The 20,458-nt window shown below is 66.0% G+C and carries 14 protein-coding genes; 13 read left to right on the top strand and 1 reads right to left on the bottom strand.

Going from position 1 to position 20,458, the window contains the following annotated elements; translation table 11 throughout:
• The first annotated feature begins 36 nt into the window (after nt 1–36).
• Genes U367_RS0105765 through U367_RS01000000129890 form a run of 13 tightly spaced genes read left to right on the top strand, consistent with a single transcriptional unit; the run spans nt 37 to nt 19,826 of the window.
• A complete protein-coding gene (locus U367_RS0105765) occupies nt 37–5,493 on the top strand; it encodes a non-ribosomal peptide synthetase (RefSeq protein ID WP_028616081.1) in 5,457 nt (1,818 codons plus the stop codon).
• The gene (locus U367_RS0105760) at nt 5,490–7,223 is read left to right on the top strand and encodes an ABC transporter ATP-binding protein (RefSeq protein ID WP_028616080.1); all 1,734 of its coding nucleotides are present in this window, start codon (nt 5,490–5,492) and stop codon (nt 7,221–7,223) included. Before U367_RS0105765 ends, U367_RS0105760 begins: the two co-directional genes overlap by 4 nt.
• Nucleotides 7,220–8,965: an ABC transporter ATP-binding protein gene (locus U367_RS0105755; protein ID WP_028616079.1), complete on the top strand. Its 1,746-nt coding sequence runs from the start codon at nt 7,220–7,222 to the stop codon at nt 8,963–8,965. Before U367_RS0105760 ends, U367_RS0105755 begins: the two co-directional genes overlap by 4 nt.
• Nucleotides 8,959–10,062: a saccharopine dehydrogenase NADP-binding domain-containing protein gene (locus tag U367_RS0105750; protein WP_028616078.1), complete on the top strand. Its 1,104-nt coding sequence runs from the start codon at nt 8,959–8,961 to the stop codon at nt 10,060–10,062. The genes U367_RS0105755 and U367_RS0105750 overlap by 7 nt, the downstream gene beginning before the upstream one ends.
• The gene (locus U367_RS0105745) at nt 10,059–11,093 is read left to right on the top strand and encodes a class I SAM-dependent methyltransferase (protein WP_028616077.1); all 1,035 of its coding nucleotides are present in this window, start codon (nt 10,059–10,061) and stop codon (nt 11,091–11,093) included. The genes U367_RS0105750 and U367_RS0105745 overlap by 4 nt, the downstream gene beginning before the upstream one ends.
• Nucleotides 11,090–12,760 carry a class I SAM-dependent methyltransferase gene (locus tag U367_RS0105740; RefSeq protein ID WP_028616076.1) on the top strand — a complete coding sequence of 557 codons (1,671 nt, stop codon included), beginning with the start codon at nt 11,090–11,092 and terminating at the stop codon, nt 12,758–12,760. Before U367_RS0105745 ends, U367_RS0105740 begins: the two co-directional genes overlap by 4 nt.
• The gene (locus U367_RS0105735; protein WP_028616075.1) at nt 12,757–13,935 is read left to right on the top strand and encodes a cytochrome P450; all 1,179 of its coding nucleotides are present in this window, start codon (nt 12,757–12,759) and stop codon (nt 13,933–13,935) included. The genes U367_RS0105740 and U367_RS0105735 overlap by 4 nt, the downstream gene beginning before the upstream one ends.
• Nucleotides 13,932–15,077: a Gfo/Idh/MocA family oxidoreductase gene (locus U367_RS0105730; protein ID WP_032864150.1), complete on the top strand. Its 1,146-nt coding sequence runs from the start codon at nt 13,932–13,934 to the stop codon at nt 15,075–15,077. The genes U367_RS0105735 and U367_RS0105730 overlap by 4 nt, the downstream gene beginning before the upstream one ends.
• Nucleotides 15,074–15,793: a VOC family protein gene (locus U367_RS0105725; RefSeq protein ID WP_028616073.1), complete on the top strand. Its 720-nt coding sequence runs from the start codon at nt 15,074–15,076 to the stop codon at nt 15,791–15,793. Before U367_RS0105730 ends, U367_RS0105725 begins: the two co-directional genes overlap by 4 nt.
• Nucleotides 15,786–17,384: a (2,3-dihydroxybenzoyl)adenylate synthase gene (locus U367_RS0105720; protein WP_028616072.1), complete on the top strand. Its 1,599-nt coding sequence runs from the start codon at nt 15,786–15,788 to the stop codon at nt 17,382–17,384. Before U367_RS0105725 ends, U367_RS0105720 begins: the two co-directional genes overlap by 8 nt.
• A complete protein-coding gene (locus U367_RS0105715) occupies nt 17,381–18,139 on the top strand; it encodes a thioesterase II family protein (protein WP_028616071.1) in 759 nt (252 codons plus the stop codon). The genes U367_RS0105720 and U367_RS0105715 overlap by 4 nt, the downstream gene beginning before the upstream one ends.
• Complete coding sequence (locus U367_RS0105710; protein ID WP_028616070.1) at nt 18,136–18,444, top strand: isochorismate lyase; 309 nt, start codon at nt 18,136–18,138, stop codon at nt 18,442–18,444. The genes U367_RS0105715 and U367_RS0105710 overlap by 4 nt, the downstream gene beginning before the upstream one ends.
• Complete coding sequence (locus tag U367_RS01000000129890; protein ID WP_050587840.1) at nt 18,441–19,826, top strand: isochorismate synthase; 1,386 nt, start codon at nt 18,441–18,443, stop codon at nt 19,824–19,826. The genes U367_RS0105710 and U367_RS01000000129890 overlap by 4 nt, the downstream gene beginning before the upstream one ends.
• Here the strand turns inward: U367_RS01000000129890 and U367_RS0105700 are convergent.
• The gene (locus U367_RS0105700) at nt 19,807–20,253 is read right to left on the bottom strand and encodes an anti-virulence regulator CigR family protein (RefSeq protein WP_028616069.1); all 447 of its coding nucleotides are present in this window, start codon (nt 20,251–20,253) and stop codon (nt 19,807–19,809) included. The two genes, U367_RS01000000129890 and U367_RS0105700, sit on opposite strands and share 20 nt — an antisense overlap.
• Nucleotides 20,254–20,458: the final 205 nt, after the last annotated feature.

Raw genomic sequence — 20,458 nt, 5'->3', positions numbered from 1 at the left:
CCCGCGCAACCACCCTTTTTTCCAGGAGCTGTCCCCATGCCCGCCGCCAAACTGCTAAGCGAACTCAAGTCCCTGGGCGTCGAACTCTGGCCCCAGGATGGCCAACTGAAATTCCGCGCGCCCCAGGGCCTGCTCGACACCGAACGCCTGGCGCAACTGCGCGAACACAAGCAACAGATCCTGCATCTGCTGGAGACACAGGAACGCCCGCTCGTGCAGGCCGATCCGGCGCAGCACCACACGCCCTTCCCCCTCACCGATGTGCAGAATGCCTACCTGCTGGGCCGCCAATCGTCCTTCGGCTACGGCAATGTCGCCTGCCATGGCTACCTGGAACTGAGCTGGCCAACCCTGGACCCGCAGCAGGTGGAACAGGCCTGGAACCGCCTGATCGCCCGCCACGACATGCTGCGAGCGGTGATCGCCAGCGAAGGTTCGCAGCGTGTGCTGCCCGCCGTCGACCACTATCCTCTGGCCATCGCCGATCTGCGTGGCGCCACCCGCGAGCAGCACCAGCACGCGGTGCAACAGATTCGCCAGGCCATGGAGCAGAAGCTCTACCCCCCCGAGGTCTGGCCGCTGTTCGAACTGCGTATGAGCCGCAGCGACAACGGCGACACACTGCACTTCTCCATGGACTCCCTGATTGCCGACTGGGCCAGCGCGCAGCTGCTGTTCAATGAGCTGGAGCTGTTGCTACAGGATCCACTGGCAACGTTGCCAGCCCTGGACATCACCTTCCGCGACTATCTACTGGCCGAGCGCAGTTTGCTCGAAGGCAGCCGCCACCAACGTGACCGTGACTACTGGCTGGCCCGCATCGACGCATTGCCCGCCGCCCCACAACTGCCGACGCCCCTGAGCGGCGAAGACACCCGGGTGCCCCGTTTCCAACGGCACTCGGCGCAGCTTGAGTCGCAGCCATGGGCCGCCCTGAAAAGCGCTGCCAGCGAACGCGGTCTTACCCCATCCATCGTTGTGCTGGCGGCCTACGTCGCCACGTTGCAACGCTGGAGCCAGCAGCCTGCCTTCAGCCTCAACCTGACATTGCTCAACCGCCTGCCACTGCACCCGCAGGTGGATCGCCTGGTGGGCGACTTCACCTCGGTCAGCCTGTTGCAGGTCAACGATCCCGAAGGGCTGGACTTCACCGCCCAGGCACGCCAGTTGGGCAGCCAGTTGTTTGCCGACCTGGAGCACCGGCTATTTTCCGGCATCCAGGTCATGCGCGAAATCGGTCGCCGTCGTGGGCGTGAAGCGGCGGCCATGCCGGTGGTCTTCACCAGCGCCATCGGCCTGGGGATCGAGGCACCGCCGGCCAGTCAACGCCGGGTGGGCCACGGCATCACCCAGACGCCGCAGGTCACCCTCGATTGCCAAGTGATGGATGACGCCAACGGCCTGCACATCCATTGGGACGTGCGCCAAGGCGTATTCCCCGACGGCCTGGTGGACGACATGCAACAGGCCTTTGTCGCCGAACTGCAGTTGCTCGCCCTTGATCCGGCCGCCTGGGAACATCCGGTGCAAGTGCCGCTGCCGGCCTGGCAACAGCGTGAACGCCTGGCGGCGAATGCCACCGCCGCCCCGTTGCCCACCGGTCGCCTGCATGACGGCCTGCTGGCCATGGCTTGGGAACATCCTCACGCCCTGGCGGTGATCGATGCCAGTGGCAGCCTGACCTACGCCGCCCTTGCCGAACGCGCACTGGCCGTGGCCGCCACCCTGCGTGAGGCCGGGTGCGACGCGCAGGAACCGGTGGCGATCCTGATGCCCAAAGGTCTCGACCAGGTGGTGGCGGCTTACGGCGTGTTGCTCGCCGGCGCGGCCTATCTGCCCCTGGACAGCAACGCCCCGGCCGCACGCCGCGACCGCGTACTGCTAAGCGCCAAGGTGCGGCATGTGCTGGGGCATTCCCTGGCGCAGCCGAACACGCCGTTGCCCGAGACATTGCAATGGCACGCCGTAGACCGGTTGCCCTCGGCGGGCGCGGATTTCGAGCTGATCGAGGGCGGCCCCGAGGACCTCGCCTACGTGATCTACACCTCCGGTTCCACCGGCGAACCCAAGGGCGTGATGATCAGCCATCGCGCCGCGCTCAATACCGTGCAAGACATCAACCGACGCTTCGACGTCAACGCCGATGACCGCGTACTGGGCCTGGCGCAGTTGAGCTTCGACCTGTCGGTGTATGACCTGTTCGGGCCCCTCGCCGTGGGCGCAACCCTGGTGCTGCCCGACCCGGCACGTGGCGCCGACCCGTCGCACTGGGCCGAACTGGTGCAGCGTCATCAGGTCACGCTGTGGAACTCAGTGCCGGCACAACTGCACATGCTCGCCGACTACCTGCACGCCGAACCCCGCCCACTGGACAGTCTGCGCCTGGCCTTGCTGTCCGGTGACTGGATCCCGCTGAACCTGCCACCGCAACTCCAGGCGTTGCTGCCCAACCTGAAACTGGTAGGCCTGGGCGGCGCCACCGAAGCCTCGATCTGGTCGAACCTGCACCCCATCGGCGCCATCGACCCGGCGTGGCGCAGCATTCCCTACGGCCTGCCGCTGGCCAACCAGGGCTTTCGGGTACTCGACAGCCACTGGCGCGATGCGCCGACCTGGGTGGCGGGCGACCTGTATATCACCGGTGTCGGCCTGGCCCAGGGCTACCTGGGCGATCCGACATTGAGCGACGCACGTTTCTTTGCTCACCCGCTCGACGGTCAGCGCCTGTACCGCACCGGTGACCGTGGCCGCTATTTGCCGGGGGGTGAACTGGAATTCCTGGGCCGTGAAGACGGCCAGGTGAAAATCCGCGGCCATCGGGTGGAACTGGGTGAGGTCGAGGCCGCACTGCTCGCCACCCCTGGCGTGGACAGTGCGGTGAGCCTGGTCAGTGGCGACCTGTTGGCGTTCGTCACCGCCGCACGCGCCGAACCCGAGCCGCTGCCAGGCGCGCCGTTGCTCACGGCGGTCAAACGTTATGCCGACAGCCAGGTGGGCAGTTTCGATGCGCAACAGGTGCGCGAGTACCAGGCTGACCTGAGTGCCGCCGCATTGAGTTCGATGCTGGAGGTGTTGCTCAAGGCCGGACTGTTCAGCGGCGAACGGGCCGAACCGGACGCCGCCACAATCCTGCACGCCTTGCAGGCCGAGCCGCGCCACCATTGGCTGGTTCGCCGCTGGTTGGGCGCGCTGTGCGAGGCTGGTCTGCTGCACTACACCCACTCGCACTACCGCCTCGCGCAACCCGCGCCCAACCCGGCGCTGGCGTGGGGCCGGGTGGAACAAGCGGTCGCCTCGGGGCTGTGCAGCCAGGCGCTGCTCGACTACCAGCTCAACCATGTGTGGCAATTGCCGCAGTTGCTCAAGGGCGAGGTCAACCCGTTCGACTTGCTGTTCCCCCAAGGCCAACTGGACTTGGCCTTGCAGCTGTACGGCGGGGATGCCGTGTCGCGCTACAACAACCACAGCATCGCGGCGCTGATCAACCGCCTGGCCACCCACCATCAAGGCGACGGCCCGCTGCGCATCCTCGAAATCGGCGCGGGTACTGGCGCTACCAGCGCGCCGGTCATCGGCCTGCTCGATGGGCTGGAAGTCGACTACCTGTTTACCGACATGACCGCGTTTTTCCTGCCGGCGGCCAAGCAACGCTTTGCTGAACAGGCCTGGGTGCGCTATGGCGTGTTGGACATCGACCAGGACATCCGCCCCCAGGGTTTGGCCAGCAACAGCGTGGATATCGTGCTGTGTGCAGGCATGCTCAACAGCGTCAAGGACATCGACAATGCCCTCGGCCAGATCACCGAGTTGCTCAGCCCTGGCGGCTGGCTGGTGTTCAGCGAACCGACCGGCGAATGGCCGCCGATCCTGCTGACACAGGGCTTCATGATGACGCCGGCCAATGGCGACCACGACCAGGGCCGCAGTGGCCTGCGTGACGCCGATATCTGGCGGGCGCGGGTCAAGGCCTTCGGTGGCGAATGCCTGCCTGCCCTGCCCCAGGCCGATCATCCGCTGGCCGCCCTCGGCATGCAGGTATTCGCTGCGCGCTTCAAGGCCGGCGTGCAGCGTCTGAGTGTCGACAGCCTGCGCCGCGCCCTGGCCGAGCGCCTGCCGGACTACATGCTGCCAGCGCACCTGCAGGTACTCGACCGCTTGCCGCTGACCGCCAATGGCAAGGTCGACCGCAAGACCTTGGCCGGCTGGCGCCCTGCCGCCGATGCCCAGGCCTCCAGCAGCCAGGAAGCGCCGAGCGATCCGCTCAGCGCCGAGTTGTGCCGCCTGTGGGCCGACGCCCTGGGGCTGGCGCAGATCGGCGTCGAGGACAGCTTCTATGAAAAAGGCGCCGACTCGCTGATCCTCGCCCGCGTCGCTGGCCAACTGCGTGAGCAACTGCCCCAGGCCCAACGCCTGAGCTACGACACCTTGCTGCGCCAGATGCTCAACGAGCCGAATGTCGCCGCCCTCGCGCGCTTGCTCAATCAGGGCGAAGCCACGCCGGGCGCGATTGCCGCCAGCGGTGAAGCGCAACGTTCGTCAAGCAGCAACGCGCTGGTGGTGCCATTTGGCGGGGGTGACGTCGGCCCGGTCCGGGTGATGTTCCACGCCGCTCTCGGCACCCTGGATTACTTCCAGCACCTGGGCCGCGCCCTTGCCGACCAGCAGGCCGGTCCGGTGATTGGCTTTGCCGTGGCTGACACCGAACAGTACCTGGCGCTGGAGCCCAAACGCCTGATCGAGCGCGTGGCCGAGGACTACGCCGAGCGCTTGATTGCCGACGGTCATCAACGTTTTCAGCTGATCGGCTACTGCCTCGGCGGGCTGCTGGCCACTGAGGTTGCCCGGCGCTTGCTCGAACGCGGCATGGAGGTGGTCGACCTGAGCCTGATCGACAGCATCCCGATGTTCATCGACACCGACGAAGAGCTGGCCTACGAGGCGATCTTCGTGCCCAACCTGAACCTGGACCCAGTGAAAACCGTGTTCGGCGCGCACATCGAAGACTACGACGTGTACCGCGCCATCGACTGGTTGATGGCGCGCGACAACCGCCGCGTGCCGGCCGGGGCCATGGCGGCGTTGAGCGGCGATCCGGGGCTGGACGCGCTGGCGCTGGCGGTCCAACAACAATCGGCGCGCAGCCAGGAGGAGCGCCTGGCCGAATACGCACGCCTGGCCTCGGGCCAGGCCGGGGTGCCGATCGGCCCCGAACTGGTACCGACGCTGTTTCGTGTGTGCCGCCACAGCATGCGGGCGGCGCGGTTCGACCCGCCGCCGTTCCTCGGCAACATGACCTACCTGCGCTGCCTGGAGCAGCAATCGTTCGGCATTACCGGCGGCGTCGGGCATTTGGCCGCGCCGTTCTGGGAAGACGCGTGCCTGGGCCGCTTCGAGCTGATCGACGTGCCTGGCAACCACTTCAGCGTGATCGAACCGCCCCACGTCCACACCGTTACTGCGCACCTGCTTGAGGCCCTTCGGAAAAACTCATGACCACTGCCTTGGATACTCTGAAACGCCCGGTCAATCGCCTCATCCGTCTCGGTGTGGCGTTCGCCGCCCTCGGCGCATTGGTCAACCTGGTGCCCTTTATCGGCCTCACCGAACTGGGCCGCTTGCTGTTGGCCGGCAGCGCCGACAGCAAGACCCTGTGGCTGTGGGCCGCGCTGGTGGTGATCGCCCTGAGTGTGGGGTGGATGGCCAGTGGCGTGGCGCTGTGGTTGACCCATGTGGCTGACCACCGGCTGCAATCGCGCTTGCGCGAAGCCATGGTGCGCAAGCTCGGGCGCGTGCCGTTGGGCTGGTACACCGACACCACCTCAGGCGCCGTGCGCAAGGTGGTGCAGGACGACCTCGAAGACCTGCACCACCTGGTCGCCCACCACGCGGTGGAACTCACCGCAGCCATCGTCACGCCGCTGGCGGGCCTGCTGTGGCTGGCGACGCTGAACTGGCGGCTGGCACTGCTGGCGGTGCTGACACTGCCCATCTACGCGGTGGCCTACACCCTGATGATGCGCGGTTTTGGCGCCAAGATGCAGTTGCTGGACAAGAGCATGACCAGGGTCAGCGCGGCCATTGTCGAATTCGTGCACGGCATTGCCGTGGTCAAGGCGTTCGGCCAGGTCGGCCAGGCGCACCGTAGCTATCAGCAGGCGGTCAACCAGTTCAGCGAGCAGTACGCCGGCTGGGTCAAGCCGCTGCTGCGCCTGGAAGCCTTTTCCTCGATGGCCTTGAGTGTGCCGGTGATCCTGCTGGTGAGCCTGGGGGTGGGTAGCCTGTTGCTGACGCACGGTTGGATCACACCGCTGGAGCTGTTCGCCGAAACCCTGGTGGCGGTGGTCATCCCGCAATCGTTGCTGGTGATCAACCAGAGCCTCACGGCCCAGCGTACGGCCCTGGCGGCAGCGGATCGCATCGAAGCGCTGCTGGACGTTGAGCAATTGCCTACGCCCAAGGCCTGCGTCCAACCCCAGGGCAGCGACATCCGCTTTGAACAGGTGCAGTTCGGCTACGACGCCGAGCACCTGATCCTCAAGGGTGTCGACCTGCACTGCCCGGCCGGCAGCGTGACCGCATTGGTCGGCGCGTCCGGCGCCGGCAAGTCGACCCTGGCCAAGCTGGTGCCGCGTTTTCATGACGTCAACGCCGGCCGTATCTGTGTGGGCGGCGCCGATGTGCGCGAGATCGATCCGCGCCAGTTGTATCAACACGTGGGCTTCGTGTTGCAGGACGCCCAACTGGTGCACGGCACCGTCGCCGACAACCTGCGCCTGGGCCGCCCGGATGCCAGCGATGCAGAGGTCGAGGCGGCAGCGCGCTCGGCGCAGATCCATGCGCGTATCCAGGCCTTGCCCCGGGGTTATCAATCGGTGATCGGCGAAGATGCGATCTTCTCCGGCGGCGAGGCGCAGCGCGTGTCCATCGCCCGCACGCTGCTGGCCGACACGCCAGTGCTGATCCTCGATGAAGCCACCTCCCACGCCGATCCCGAGTCCGAAGCATTGATCCAGGATGCGCTGTCTGCCTTGGCACGTGGCCGCACGGTGCTGGTGATTGCCCATCGCCTCGCGAGCATCAGCGGGGTCGATCAGATCGTCGTCCTCGATCAGGGCCGCGTACTGGAAAGCGGCCGCCATGAACACCTGCTGAACGCCAATGGCGCCTATGCCCAACTGTGGCGAGCCGGCAACGAAACCCCTGCCGTGGAGATGTCCCTGTGATTCGCAGCCTTGTGACCTTACTGGGCCCGGCCCATGCCCCGCGCCTCTACCGTTACCTGGCGTGGCTGGTGACCAGCGCCGTGCTGCAAGGCCTGGCCGTGGCGCTGCTGGTGCCGATCCTGCACGCGTTGTTCGCCGGCGACCTGCCCACGGCCACCGCCTGGCTGGCGGGCCTGGCGGCCATGGTGGTGCTGACCTGCATCGCCCACTACCAGCAGGCCATGAAGGGCTTCGCCCTGGCCTTGCTGGTGCTGACGACCTTGCATGATCGCTTCGGCCAGCACCTGGTCAGCCTGCCGTTGGGCTGGTTCAACTCGGAAAAGGTCGGGCGTCTGTCACGCAGCGCTACCAGCGGTACGTTGATGGTCACCGGTTTGTTTGCCCATTACCTGGGGCCGGTGGTGTCGGGGGTGGTGGTGCCGGCCACCGTGGCGCTGACGCTGTTCGTGTTCGACTGGCGCCTGGGCCTGACGGCTGTGTTGTGTGCGCCGCTGATCTACTTCACCCATCACTGGTCGGCCGCCGCCATCGGCAGCAACGATGCGCGAGTGGAAGCCGCCGCGAAACTGGCTGGCAACCGGGTGGTGGAGTTCGCCCGCTATCAGCAAGTGCTGCGCGCATTTGGCCGCACCCAGGACGGCTACGCGCCGTTACAGGCGGCCAATCAGGCGCAAAAGCTGGCGGGTGGTTCGATGCTGTCGCAGACCTTTCCCAAGCTGCTCGCCGGTGGTTTGACCGTGCAGCTGGCCTTTGCGCTTCTGGTCGGCGTGGGCATTGCACTGGCGGCTCATGGTGAAATCGATGCGATCCAGTTGGTGGCCCTGCTCGCCCTGGCAGCACGATTCGTGGGGCCATTGGCCGAAGCCGCAGCACGCAGCGGCCTGTTGCGCATGGCCGGCAACGACCTGGATCAATTGGTGAGTATCCTGCGTGAGCCGCCGTTGCCCGAACCCGCCGTCAGCCTGCCCCTGTCAGCGCCCGGCAGCCTGGCCTTCGAACATGTGAGCTTCGCCTACCCGAGTGGCCCGACGGTGTTGCGCGACCTGACCTTCAGCGCACCGGCGCATTCGATGACCGCGATTGTCGGCGCGTCGGGCTCGGGCAAGACCACCGTCACCCGCCTGTTGATGCGTTTTTTCGATACCACGGCGGGTAGCGTCAAGGTCGGCGGCGTGGACGTGCGCGAGCTGTCCAACGCGGCGCTGATGGCGCAACTGTCGCTGGTGATGCAGGACGTGTACCTGTTCGACGACAGCCTGGAAGCGAATATCCGCGTCGGTAGCCCGGACGCCAGTGCCCGCGACGTCGCCGAAGCGGCACGGCTGGCCGGTGTCGAGGAAATCGTCGCCCGCCTGCCGCAAGGCTGGAACACACCGGTGGGCGAAGGTGGTGCATCGTTGTCCGGCGGTGAGCGCCAACGCGTGTCCCTGGCGCGCGCCTTGCTCAAGCGTGCGCCCATCGTGCTGCTGGACGAAGCCACCGCCGCGCTCGACCCACACAACGAAGCCTTTGTACAGGCCGCGATTCAACGCCTGATGCAACACTCGACCGTGCTGGTGATCGCCCATCGTTTGCCGACCATCATGGCCGCCGACCAGATCCTGGTCCTGGACGAAGGTCGCCTGGTGGAGTCAGGCACCCACGCGCACCTGCTCAGCCTCAACGGTCGTTACGCCGGGTTCTGGCATGACCGTCAGCGCGCCGGTGGCTGGCGCCTGAATGCGCAGGCCCAGCCATGCTGATCGGGGTGCTGGGCGCCAGTGGCGACGTCGGCGTGGCCAGCGCACAGGCCTTGTTAAGCCTGGGCCTGCAGGACCTGCGCCTGGGCGGGCGTGACGCGCACAACGGCGCGCGCTGCCTGGCGCTGCTCCAGCAACAATGGCCCGAAGCACGCCTGCAATGGACGGCCGTGGATTTCAACGACACGCCAGCCCTGGCCAGGTTTGCCCGTGGCTGCGACGTCTTGCTCAACTGCGCCGGCCCCGCCTGGCGCGTGGCGGACCGTGTCGCGCAGGCCGCCTTGAACGCCGATGCGCATTACGTCGACGCTGCGGGCGATATCCAGCTCGACCCGGCTTTATGGCGCGGGCGCAGCGCGGTGCTTGGTGCGGGTCTGCAACCGGGCCTCACCGGCTTGCTGCCACGCTGGCTGGCGCTGCAGGGGTTTACACGGGTGCTGGGGCTGAACAGCTATTTCGGTCTGCGTGACCACTTCACTGCAGTCGCCGCCGACGACTTCCTGCAAGGGGCGGTAGACGGCACCAGCGAGCCCTTGGCGGCCTGGCACAACGGCCGTTGCAGCCGCGCACTGCGACGCAGGCGCGATGTGCTGCTGCCGTGTTTCCCCGGGCCGGTGCATGTGCTGCCCTACCTGAACCGGGAAGGCGAACGCTTGGCCAGGGACCTGCGCCTGGAAACAGGCCAGTGGTTCAACGTGATGACCGACGGCCATGTACTCAAGGTCCTCGACCAGGCGCACAGCCTGACGCGTGCCGAAGCGGTGCAACGCTTATGCACGGCCAGCCAGCTGGACCTCAGTGGCCAGCCTTCCTTTGTCACGTTGTTGCTGCAACTCGATGGCCTCTGCGACGACCAGGCGTACACCCGCAGCTTGGTCGTCAGCGGCGCGGGCAATGCGCCTCTGACCGGCGCCATGGCGGCAGTCACGGTGGTGAGTGTGCTCGAAGGCGAAATCCGCCCAGGCTGCCATGACGCCGCGTACGCGTTGCCGCCCGCCGCCAGCCTTGAGCGCCTGCAACGTACTCAGGCGATCCGCGCACTGACCCTGCTGGACCACCCACTCGCACACCTGCAACACGCCGAAGAAGGTTGCCTATGAACACCGCCCTTAACGCACTGGAACAACTGAGCCTGGGTGTCATGGCCGACGTGCTCTTGCGTACCCAGGCCTTGCCGATGCAGGTCTGGCGAACCGCCGCACAGCTTAACCAAGCGCTCGGCACCGCACCGCGTCACGCCTGGATCGTGCGGCGCTGGCTCGCGGCGTTGTCGCATACCGAAGCCGTGCAGGTAGACGGCGAGCGGTTGGCCTGGAATGGCACGCCGCCTCAAGCCGCCATCGGCGATTTGCCAGGGTTGTATGCCGAGCTGGGTTTCCCGTCGAGCATGGCGCAACTCCATGCCCAGGTCATCGAGTGCCTGCCCGAGTTGCTGCGCGACCGCATCGCCCTGGCGCCGTTGCTGCTGCTCGCCGGGGACCCGGTGGCGGTACTCGGTGCGTACCAGCACAACCACTTCACCGCCGCGATCAACCAGACGCTCGCGGCCCGTGCGCGGGAAGCCAGCGCCGCCGACGACGTGTTGCAGGTGCTGGAGCTCGGCGGCGGGGCCGGCTGTACAACGCGTGCCGTGCTGGCAGCCCTGGAGAACCGTGAAAAAGCTTATCGCTTCACTGATATCAGCTCACTGTTCACCGGCGCGGCTCAGCGCGCATTCCGCCTGGAGCCCGGTATGCAATTGGGCCTGCTCGACCTGGACCGCGACTTCAGCGCGCAAGGCATCGCGCCCCGTAGCCAGGACCTGGTGATCGCCGGCAACGTGCTGCACAACGCCTGCGACCTGCCGCGCAGCCTGGCGCGAATCCGCGCTTGCCTGCGCGACGGCGGCACCTTGCTGTTCAGCGAATCCATCGCCGACAACCCGGCGATGCTGACCTTCATGCACCTGTTGCTGTCTCCGCCGGCCGGCGCGCCGCTACGGGCCACCGATGAGGTGTTCATGCCACCCGAAGTCTGGCGCCAGGCCTTGCACGTCGCGGGCTTTGAGTTGCTCGACCTGTGGCCCGCGGCGACCGACCCGCTGGCCGCCGCCGGGCAACGTCTGTTCCATGCCACCGGAGTTTCCCGATGAACGTCGACACCCTGCTGATCGACCTGCCCACTGCGCCCTGGCAACTGCCTGCGTTTACCGACCTGGGCGTTCATCAATTGGCGCCGGCCCGGCTGTTGGCCTTGCTTGAGCGCCAACGCCCGGCTGTGGTGATGATGAGCGCCGAACAGCTGGAGCGCCTGCTGGATTTCCCCGCATTGGCGTTGAGTGATTTGAGCCACCTGCAACAGGTGCTGTTCGTCAGCCACCGCCCGGGTGACTGGCAGCTCGCAGAGCGTGCGGCGGCGCAACTCGATTGCCGCGTGCAAGGTTTCACGGAGCAATGGCACGACTTGGCCCGCGTCAAGCTGGCGCATCAGCGCTGGCGTGAGCGCGCTTTGGGCCATCCGCAAGTCAGTGCCGTTGCCCTGCACGGCCAGACGCTGTTCGTGGTGCCGCGTCCCTGCCCGAGTAGGCCGGTGGACGATCACCTGGCCGCAACCGAGGCCGCCCTCGACCAAGCCTTTGAACCCGCGCAACTGGTGAAGGCGGTGCGACTTAATGATCGACTGGGTCACGCCGCGCTCCTATCCATGCTCAATGGGCTTGAGCAGTGTGGGTTGCTGCCGGCACCGCTTAATGACGTGGCCCACAGCCTGGCACTGGCGGGCATTGCCCCTGGTCACCGGCCGTTGATTGCGCGCTGGCTGGATGTGCTGCAGTCCCAAGGCCTGTTGCAACGCGTCGCCGATCGGTTGCAGCCCACCCTCGACGCGACTGCCTGGAGCGATATCGCCCTGGAAACTATCTGGGCGCAGTTGAGCGTGGAGTGGGCGCGCAACACAGGCGGCAGCGGCACCCTCGACTATGCGCGGGAAAATGCGCGGCAGTTGCCGTTGTTGATGCGCGGTGAGTGTGCGGCAGTGCACCTGCTGTTTCCCGAAGGCCGCACCGAACGTGCGGCGGCGCTGTACCGCGAGAGCCTCGCAGCGCAATACCAGCACCGCGCCGTCGCGCACTGGATCGGCGCCTGGGCCGCACGCCAGCCGGCCGGTGTGCCGCTACGCGTGCTGGAAGTCGGCGCGGGCACCGGGTCCACCACCCAAGCGGTGTTGCCCGCCTTGGCGAATGCCAGCGTGGACTATCTGTGCACTGACGTATCGCGCTACTTCAGCGAGCAAGCCGCCGAGCGGCTCAAGGACTGGCCATGGGTGCGTCACGGCGTGTTCGATATCGACCGCCCGGCCCTGGCCCAGGGTTACCCCAGCCAGAGCTGGGACCTGATCGTTGCCGGGGGCGTACTGAATGCAGCCCGCGACACCGAGCGGTCCCTGGCCACCCTGCTCGCCTTGCTCAAGCCGGGCGGCTGGCTGGTGTTCAGCGAACCGACCCAAGAGGAATTCTGGGTGATGGCCTCCCAGGCTTTCATGCTCAACCAGGCCAGCGACGAACGCCAGCTCAGCAGCGCCACCTTCCTCGACCTGTCGCAGTGGCAAAGCGCATTGGCGCGGGCCGGATTCCACGGCAACCGCAGCATGCCCGCCGCCACACACCCGCTGGCGCGCCTGGGCCATCGCGTATTCGTGGCCCAGGTCCCGGCCCAACGCCTGAGCCGCGCCGCACTGGCGGCCCATCTGGAAGACCCCGAATTGCAGCTTGAGCTGCTCGACCATTTGCCCGACCTCAGCACCGCCAAGGACTTGCCATGACCCCGCTGGCCTACCCGTTCAACCGCTTCACCGACCTCAAGCTGGCGCAACCCTATCGCCATGCCCAACAGGCACCGGGGCTGTTGCGCATCCAGATGCCCATCGGCACCCCCGCCTGGCTTGCCACTCGCTATGACGACGTACGTCTGGTGCTCGGCGACCGGCGCTTCAGCCGCAGCGAAGCGTTCCGCCGCGACGATAGCCCGCGTGCCTTCCCACGCATCGCCGGTGGCATCGTGATGATGGATCCGCCGCAACTCACGCGAATCCGCTCGCGCGCCGCCCAGGCTTTCACCCGCCGCCGCGTCGAAGCCCTGCGTCCCCACGCCCGCGACTACGCCCATCAGTTGATCGACCGCATGCTCGCCGCCGGCCCGCCGGCCGATCTGGTCAACGACTACGCCTTGCCGTTGCCTCTGGCGCTGATCTGCGAGCTGCTGGGTGTGCCGGTGCAGGACCGTGACCGTTTCAAGGTGTGGAACGACTCCCTGCTGTCGACCCGCCCTGAAGACGCGGATCAGACCCAGCGTCACTTGGGCGAGCTGGCCGTATACATCAAAGGCCTGGTGGCCGAACGTCGACGAGCGCCACGGGATGACTTCATGACCGCCCTGACCCAGGCCGACGAAAAAGGCGAGTCCCTCAACGAGGAGCAATTGCTGCTGTTGTGCATTGCGATCCTGGTCGCCGGTTACGAAGGCAGTGCCTCGCAGATCCCCAACTTTATCCAGGTGCTGCTGGACAACCCCGCGCAGTGGCAACAGCTCAAGGCCGATCCCGAGCAGATACCGCAGGCGGTCGAAGAGCTGCTGCGGTACATCCCGCTGGCCTCGGCGGCGATGTTTGTGCACTACGCGCTGGAAGACATTCAGGTCGGTGAAACCCTGGTGCGCCAGGGCGACGCGGTGTTCGCCTCGATCGGCGCCGCCAACCATGACCCGGCCCGCTTTGAAAACCCACAGGCGCTGGACCTGCAACGGGATGCCAGCGGCCATTTCGGCTTCGGGCACGGCCTGCATCACTGCATCGGCTCAGCCCTGGCGCGGGTCGAATTGCAGGAGGCGCTGCACGCCCTGGTGGTGCGCCTGCCCAGCCTGCAGCGCTGTGGCGACGTGCAATGGAAAACCGCGACGTTCTTTCGCGGCGCCCACTGCCTGCCGGTGACCTGGTCATGAGCCGCCCGACTGCACGCAAACGCGTGATCGTCGCCGGCACTGCGTTTGGCCGTATCTACCTGCAAGCGCTGGCACGCGCCCAGGCCGACTATGAACTGGTGGGCATCCTGTCACGCGGCAATGCCTACTCGCGCGCCTGCGCCGCGCACTACGGCGTACCGTTGTACGAGGCGGTGGAGCAAATACCGGATGACGTCGACATCGCCTGCGTGGTGGTGCGCTCCGGCGCCACAGGCGGTGCCGGCAGCGAGCTGGCCCAGCAACTGCTGCGACGCGGCATCCACGTGCTGCAGGAACACCCGGTGCACCACCGCGAAATCGCGGCGTGCATGCAGGCCGCTCGTCAAGGCCAGGCAGCCTACGCGGTGAACACGCTGTACCCGAACATCCTCGCGATCCGGCGTTTTCTCGCCGTGGCCGAGTACCTGCGCGAACAGCAGGGGCTGGCGTACATAGACGCGGCCTGCAACAGCCAGGTGGCCTACCCGCTGCTGGACATTCTCGGGCGCCTGGCCGGTGGCCTGCGGCCCTGGGTGTTCGCAGCGCCTGCCGCCGGGGTCGGGGCGCAGCCTTTCACGCGGCTCAACGCGAGTTTCAACGGGGTGCCAATCAGCCTGCGCATCCAGAACCAGGTGCACCCCCACGACCCGGACAACCATTCCTTCCTGTTGCATCGCCTCGAAGTGGGCTGCGAAGCCGGCGTGCTGAGCCTGGGCGACACCCATGGCCCGGTGCTGTGGAACCCGCGCCTGCATGCCCCACGGGACAACACTGACCGCCTGATCATGGCCGGCCCCGGCAGCGAACGCCTGGCCGGCCCGACAATGGTGGTGCTCGACCCGCAGATTCCAGCGAGCTACCACCAGGTGTTCAACCAGCTCTGGCCCGACGCGGTCAGCCTTGCGCTGGGTGAACTGTGTCGCGACATCGACGACCCCGCACGCCGCCTGCGCAGCGGCGTGTGGGCCACCGAGGTGTCCATGGCCTGGCGCGAAATGAACGGCCTGATCGGCATGCCCGAACTGATCGAGCCCAGGGTGCCGCGTGCGCTGTCACTGGCCGAACTCCATGCCCGTGCCGACGCCGTACAACCCCCTTGCGGTGACGACACCGCCCAACTGCTGGGAGCCCTGCCGTTTTGAACACTGCCCTATCCTCTTCCGCCTGCAGCCATGTGCTGCTGTGGGTGCGCGACTTGCATCAGGCCGTGGCGAATTTTCGCGCCGCCGGCTTTGAGGTCACTTACGCCACCGCTGAAGCCAGCGCACAACACGCGCACATCTGGTTCAGCCAGGGGCCGATCATCGAACTGCTGACCACGCCGCGCCATGCCTGGCTGTTCAAGTGGCCCATTGACTGCCTGGCCGGCCGGGGGGCCGGGCGGCGCATGTTGCGTTGGGCCGCACAGGGCGAAGGCTTCTGCGACCTGGCCCTGCTGTGCGAAGACCCGGTCCTGGCGCCACGCCTCAAGGGCCTGGCGGCTTGCGGCGTGAGCATGGGACGTACGGTGAATTGGCGGCGCACCTGCGTCGATGGCAGTCAGACGCGCTTTCGTTTCGTGTACCCGCGCCATGATCGCTTGCCGTTCCTGGTCACGCCCTACTCACCGTCCCAGCACCCGGCGCACAGGGTCCACCCCAATGGCGCTACCGGGTTGGCCGCGATTCACTTGGGCGTACACCCCGACGATCACGCCGCCCTTCACCTGCTGGCTGGCGATGATCCGCTGCTGCGCCTGCAACCGGCCACGCACACCGGCGTACAGGCGGTGCAAGTCACCGGCCTTGCGCACCCGCTGAATCTGCACGGTGCCCAGTTGCTGGGCTGCCCGACTGCCCAAGGAGATTGCCATGCTTGATGGATGCACTGACTGGCCCGACGACTTTATTCGCCGCTACCGCGAGCAAGGCTACTGGCGCGGCGTGCCCTTGGGCGAACTGCTGCGCGAGCAGGCCCGGCGCACGCCAGACAAGGAGGCGCTGGTAGACGGCTCGCGGCGCTGGAGCTACGCCGAGCTCGATCATGAGGCCGACCGCCTGGCCGCCGGCCTTTCCGAGCGCGGGCTGGTGGCTGGCCAGCGGGTGCTGGTGCAGTTGCCGAATATCGCCGAATTCTTCAGCCTGACCTTCGCCCTGCTGCGCCTGGGCGTGATCCCGGTGTTTGCGCTGCCGGCCCATCGCGAACATGAACTGGCGCACCTGGCACACCTCAGCCAGGCAGTGGCCTATGTGATTGTCGATCAGCATCTGGGCTTTGACTATCGCCCGTTGGCGCGCACGCTGCGCGAGCAAGTGCCGAGCCTGCAACAGGTGTGGGTGGTCGGTGCCGCCGAGGAATTCGTGCCGCTGGCGCAGTGCGTGGCCAGTCCGCGCGAACTGCCTGCGCCGGATTCGCGGGAGGTGGCGGTGCTGCTGTTGTCTGGCGGCACCACCGGCCTGCCCAAACTGATCCCGCGCACCCATGACGACTACGCGTGCAATGCGCGCCTGGCCGCCCAGGCGTGTGGGTTCGATGCCGATACCCGATACCTCGCCGCACTGCCGGTGGCGCACAACTTCCCCCTCGCCTCTCCCGGTGCTTTGGGCGTGTTCAGTGTCGGCGCTACCCTGGTGTTGGCGCCGGAACCGAGCCCGGACACCGCCTTTGAGCTGATCGAACGCGAACGCATCACCCACACGGCCCTGATCCCACCGCTGGTGTTGCTGTGGCTGGAAGTCGCGCAATGGTCCGATGACGACCTGAGCAGCCTGCAATGGCTGCAGGTCGGCGGCGCCCGGCTCAAGGCCGAGATCGCCGCACGCATCCGCCCGGTCTTGGGCTGCGGCCTGCAACAGGTGTACGGCATGGCCGAGGGCTTGCTGTGCTTCACGCCACTGGATGATCCGCAGGCGCGGGTGTTCGACACCCAGGGGTTGCCGCTGACCGCCGACGACGAGATCCGCATCGTCGACGCCGACGACCAGCCGGTCGCCCCCGGCACCGTCGGTGAATTGCTGGTGCGCGGCCCTTACACCATTCGCGGCTATTACAACGCCGCCGAGCAGAACCAGCGCGCGTTTACCGCCGACGGTTTTTACCGCAGCGGCGACCTGGTGCGGCGCCTGCCCGAAGGGCATTTGATTGTCGAGGGTCGCAGTAAGGATGTGATCAATCGCGGGGGCGAGAAAATCCCTGTGGAAGAAATCGAGAACCTGCTGCTCGGCCATCCGTTGATTCGCGATGTGGCGCTGGTGGCGCTGGCCGACGAGTTGCTCGGCGAACGCAGTTGCGCCTGTGTGCTGGCCCATGGCGAGCGGGTTGACCTGGCCTCGATCAACGCCTGGCTGCGCGAACGTGGGCTGGCCGCCTACAAGTTGCCGGATCGCTTGCAGGTGCTGCGCGAGTTCCCGTTGACGCGCCTCGGCAAGGTCAACCGCAAGGCCCTGGCAGAACAGGTGCTGGCGCTATGAGCGGCGCTGCATCGCCATGGCTGCGTGTGCTGCGAGAAAGCCAACAGGCGCGGGCACGCCTGGTGTGCCTGGCCCATGCCGGGGGCAGCGCGAGTTTTTTCCGTCCGTGGCTGGCGCACCTGCCGGGGGATATCGACCTGCTGGCCGTGCAATCTCCGGGACGCGAAGAGCGGTTCAACGAAGCGCATATCCCTTGCCTGGATAGTCTCGCCGGGCACATTGGCGCAGCACTGCAAACGTTGCCCGCCCGGCCTTTGCTGCTGTTCGGCCACAGCATGGGCGCCGCCCTCGCCTACGCCGTGGCAGTGCGCCTGCAAGCGGCGGGCTGTGGCGCCGCCCATGTGTTCGTCTCGGGTCACGCGCCGCCACACCGGCAACCAGACAGTGACCTGCACCGCCAGGACGACGCCGCGCTGATCGCCGACATCCTGCGCCAGGACGCCGACGCCGCCGGCCTATGGGCCAATCCCCAATTGCGTGCGTTGTTCCTGCCAACCCTGCGCAGCGACTACCAGGCCATCGAAACCTGGCGCCCCCAGCAGCTTACCCGCTTGTCGGCGCCACTCGACGTGCTGCTGGCCCGCGATGATGCCGAAGTCAGCCTTGAGCAGGCCCGTGCCTGGGCCGACCTCAGCGACCACACCCCGGATATCCGCCTGTTCGACGGCGACCACTTTTACCTCAAGCATCAGCCGCGACCGGTGATCCATCACCTGTTGCAACGCACTGCCTACCTACAGGGAGACTCGGTATGAAAACCCCGGAACACTGCACTGGCCTTTCGGACATTCGTGAAGCCATCGACAGCCTCGACCAGCAGATAATCGAGGCCCTCGGCCTGCGCATGCAGTACGTCAAGGCCGCCTCCGCGTTCAAGCCCGACCAGGCCAGCATCGCCGCCCCGGAACGTGTCGCGGCGATGCTGCCGCAACGTCGGCAATGGGCGCAGGAGGCTGGATTGGACGGAGAGTTTATCGAGGGGTTGTTCAACCAGATCATCCACTGGTACATCGCCGAGCAGACCGCCTTCTGGTTGCAGAAAAAGAGCAAGGTGGTATGAACCTGGACGCGTTGCTCAAGGTATTCCAGACCGCGCACCAGCGTGCGGTCGCGTATCAACGGCCAGTCATCGCCGTATCTTCACACCCCGCACCGACGCTGGAGGCCCTGGCCCTTTACGAAGCCCACCGGCAGGGTTTCTTCTGGCGCGCGCACTCGCCAGACCTGACACTATTCGGCCTGGGCTGCGCCTGGCAGATCGAGGCCAGCGGCCCCCAGCGCATGCTAGACGTCGACCGGAAATGGTTCGCCCTGTGCGCCGACGCGGTGATCGACGGGCCCAAGGCACCCTTGCTGCTGGGCGGCATGCGCTTCGATGAACAACGGCCGTGCGCACCACATTGGGCCGCCTTCGCTGACGCCAGTTTTCATCTGGCCCATTGGCTGCTCAGCGAAGACACCGACGGCTGCTGGCTACGCTGCCAGCAAGTGGTCCAACCCGACAGCGACCCGCAGGCATTGGCCCGCGACAGCATCGCGGCCTATGCGCAACTGCTCAACCCGCCCGCCGCGACGGCCACTGCGCCGGACGTCATCGAACGCAACGCGCTGCCCTCACACCAGTGGCAGAGGAAGGTTGAAACGGCGCTGCAGGCCATTTCAGGCGGCGACTTGAGCAAAGTAGTGTTGGCGCGGCATATCGAGTACCAGTTGGACGCGCCCCTCGACAGTGGTGCAGTGATGCAGCGCCTGCATGCACGACGCAACGCCTCCCACCTGTTCGCGCTGCACCGTGGCGAGCATTGCTTCATGGGCGCCACCCCCGAACGACTGCTCAGTTGTCAGGCGGGTCGCCTGACCACCCACGCCCTGGCAGGCAGCGCGCGGCGAGGCATTACGGCCGACGAGGATCACGTTATCGGTGAACGGCTATTGGCCGATCCCAAGGAGCAACATGAACACCGACTGGTGGTACAGACCATTACCCAAGCCCTGGACGGCAAGGTCAGCAACCTCAAGGCCGCGTCATCCCCCCACTTGCTCAAGCTGGCCAACGTGCAGCACCTGAGCACGCCGATCATGGCGCAACTCAACCCGGACAAGCGTTTGCTGGACGGTATCCACGCACTGCATCCAACGCCAGCGGTGGGTGGATTGCCAAGTGCGACCGCCATGGATTTCATCCGCAGCAACGAAGGCTTCGACCGAGGCTGGTATGCGGCGCCGGTGGGTTGGTTGGACTCACAGGGCAATGGGGATTTCCTGGTCGCTCTGCGCTCGGCGCTGATCACTGCAAACCACTGTCATTTGTTCGCAGGGTGCGGGATTGTCGAGGGCTCCGCGCCTGCCAATGAATATGAGGAAACCCAAATCAAGCTTGCCAGCATGGAGCAGGCATTGTTGTCTGATCGCCACCCCGACGCTAATCGAAAGCACCATTGAGCACCTCATAAATGAGGCCGGAAGCAATGGCGACGAGGATCAAATCCGTACCCGCCTGCCGCCACTCATAGCCGTCGTAATGTGGCAACCTGCCCAGCAAGCGACCATCCAACTTCTTGGCAATGCCCGGAGGCATAGGTTTTCCTCGCGCCAGATTCTTCTGTATCCCAGGCGGCAGTGATGGGGCTGGGCTCCAATAGTCACGATAGCCTCCGACCACACCCAGGATGCTGCCCCGGTCGATGCTGGGGCCGCGCCGCCAATCATCTACGTCGGAGCCCTTGCCCTTATGACCTTGGCCCCCTTGTGCGTTGCCTTTTGCGTGGCCTTGACCCTTGCCGTTGCCAGGGTCGGCTACAGTCGCCACCGAGCCCATAAGCAAAACAGTGCCGGTCAATGCAACTGCCAGCATGCGAGATTTGAACATGGTCGTCTTCTCCAGATGGGAACTACTCTAGGAATGTAGACGATATTTACCTATGAACCCTGTGCCCGCCCTAAGACATAATAAAAACAGTTAATCATATGGTTAAATTAAATAATATTAACTGATAATTAGCTTATTCCAAAATAGCCTTTCACTCAGGTTTTTTATAGGATTATCTTCGCTCTACAGACCGACCCCATACCTG

The organism is Pseudomonas canadensis, from assembly GCF_000503215.1.
In the GTDB taxonomy this organism is placed as follows: Bacteria; Pseudomonadota; Gammaproteobacteria; order Pseudomonadales; family Pseudomonadaceae; genus Aquipseudomonas; species Aquipseudomonas canadensis.
Note: the sequence above shows the minus strand (reverse complement) of the source record. Positions and strands in the feature narration are given on the sequence as shown.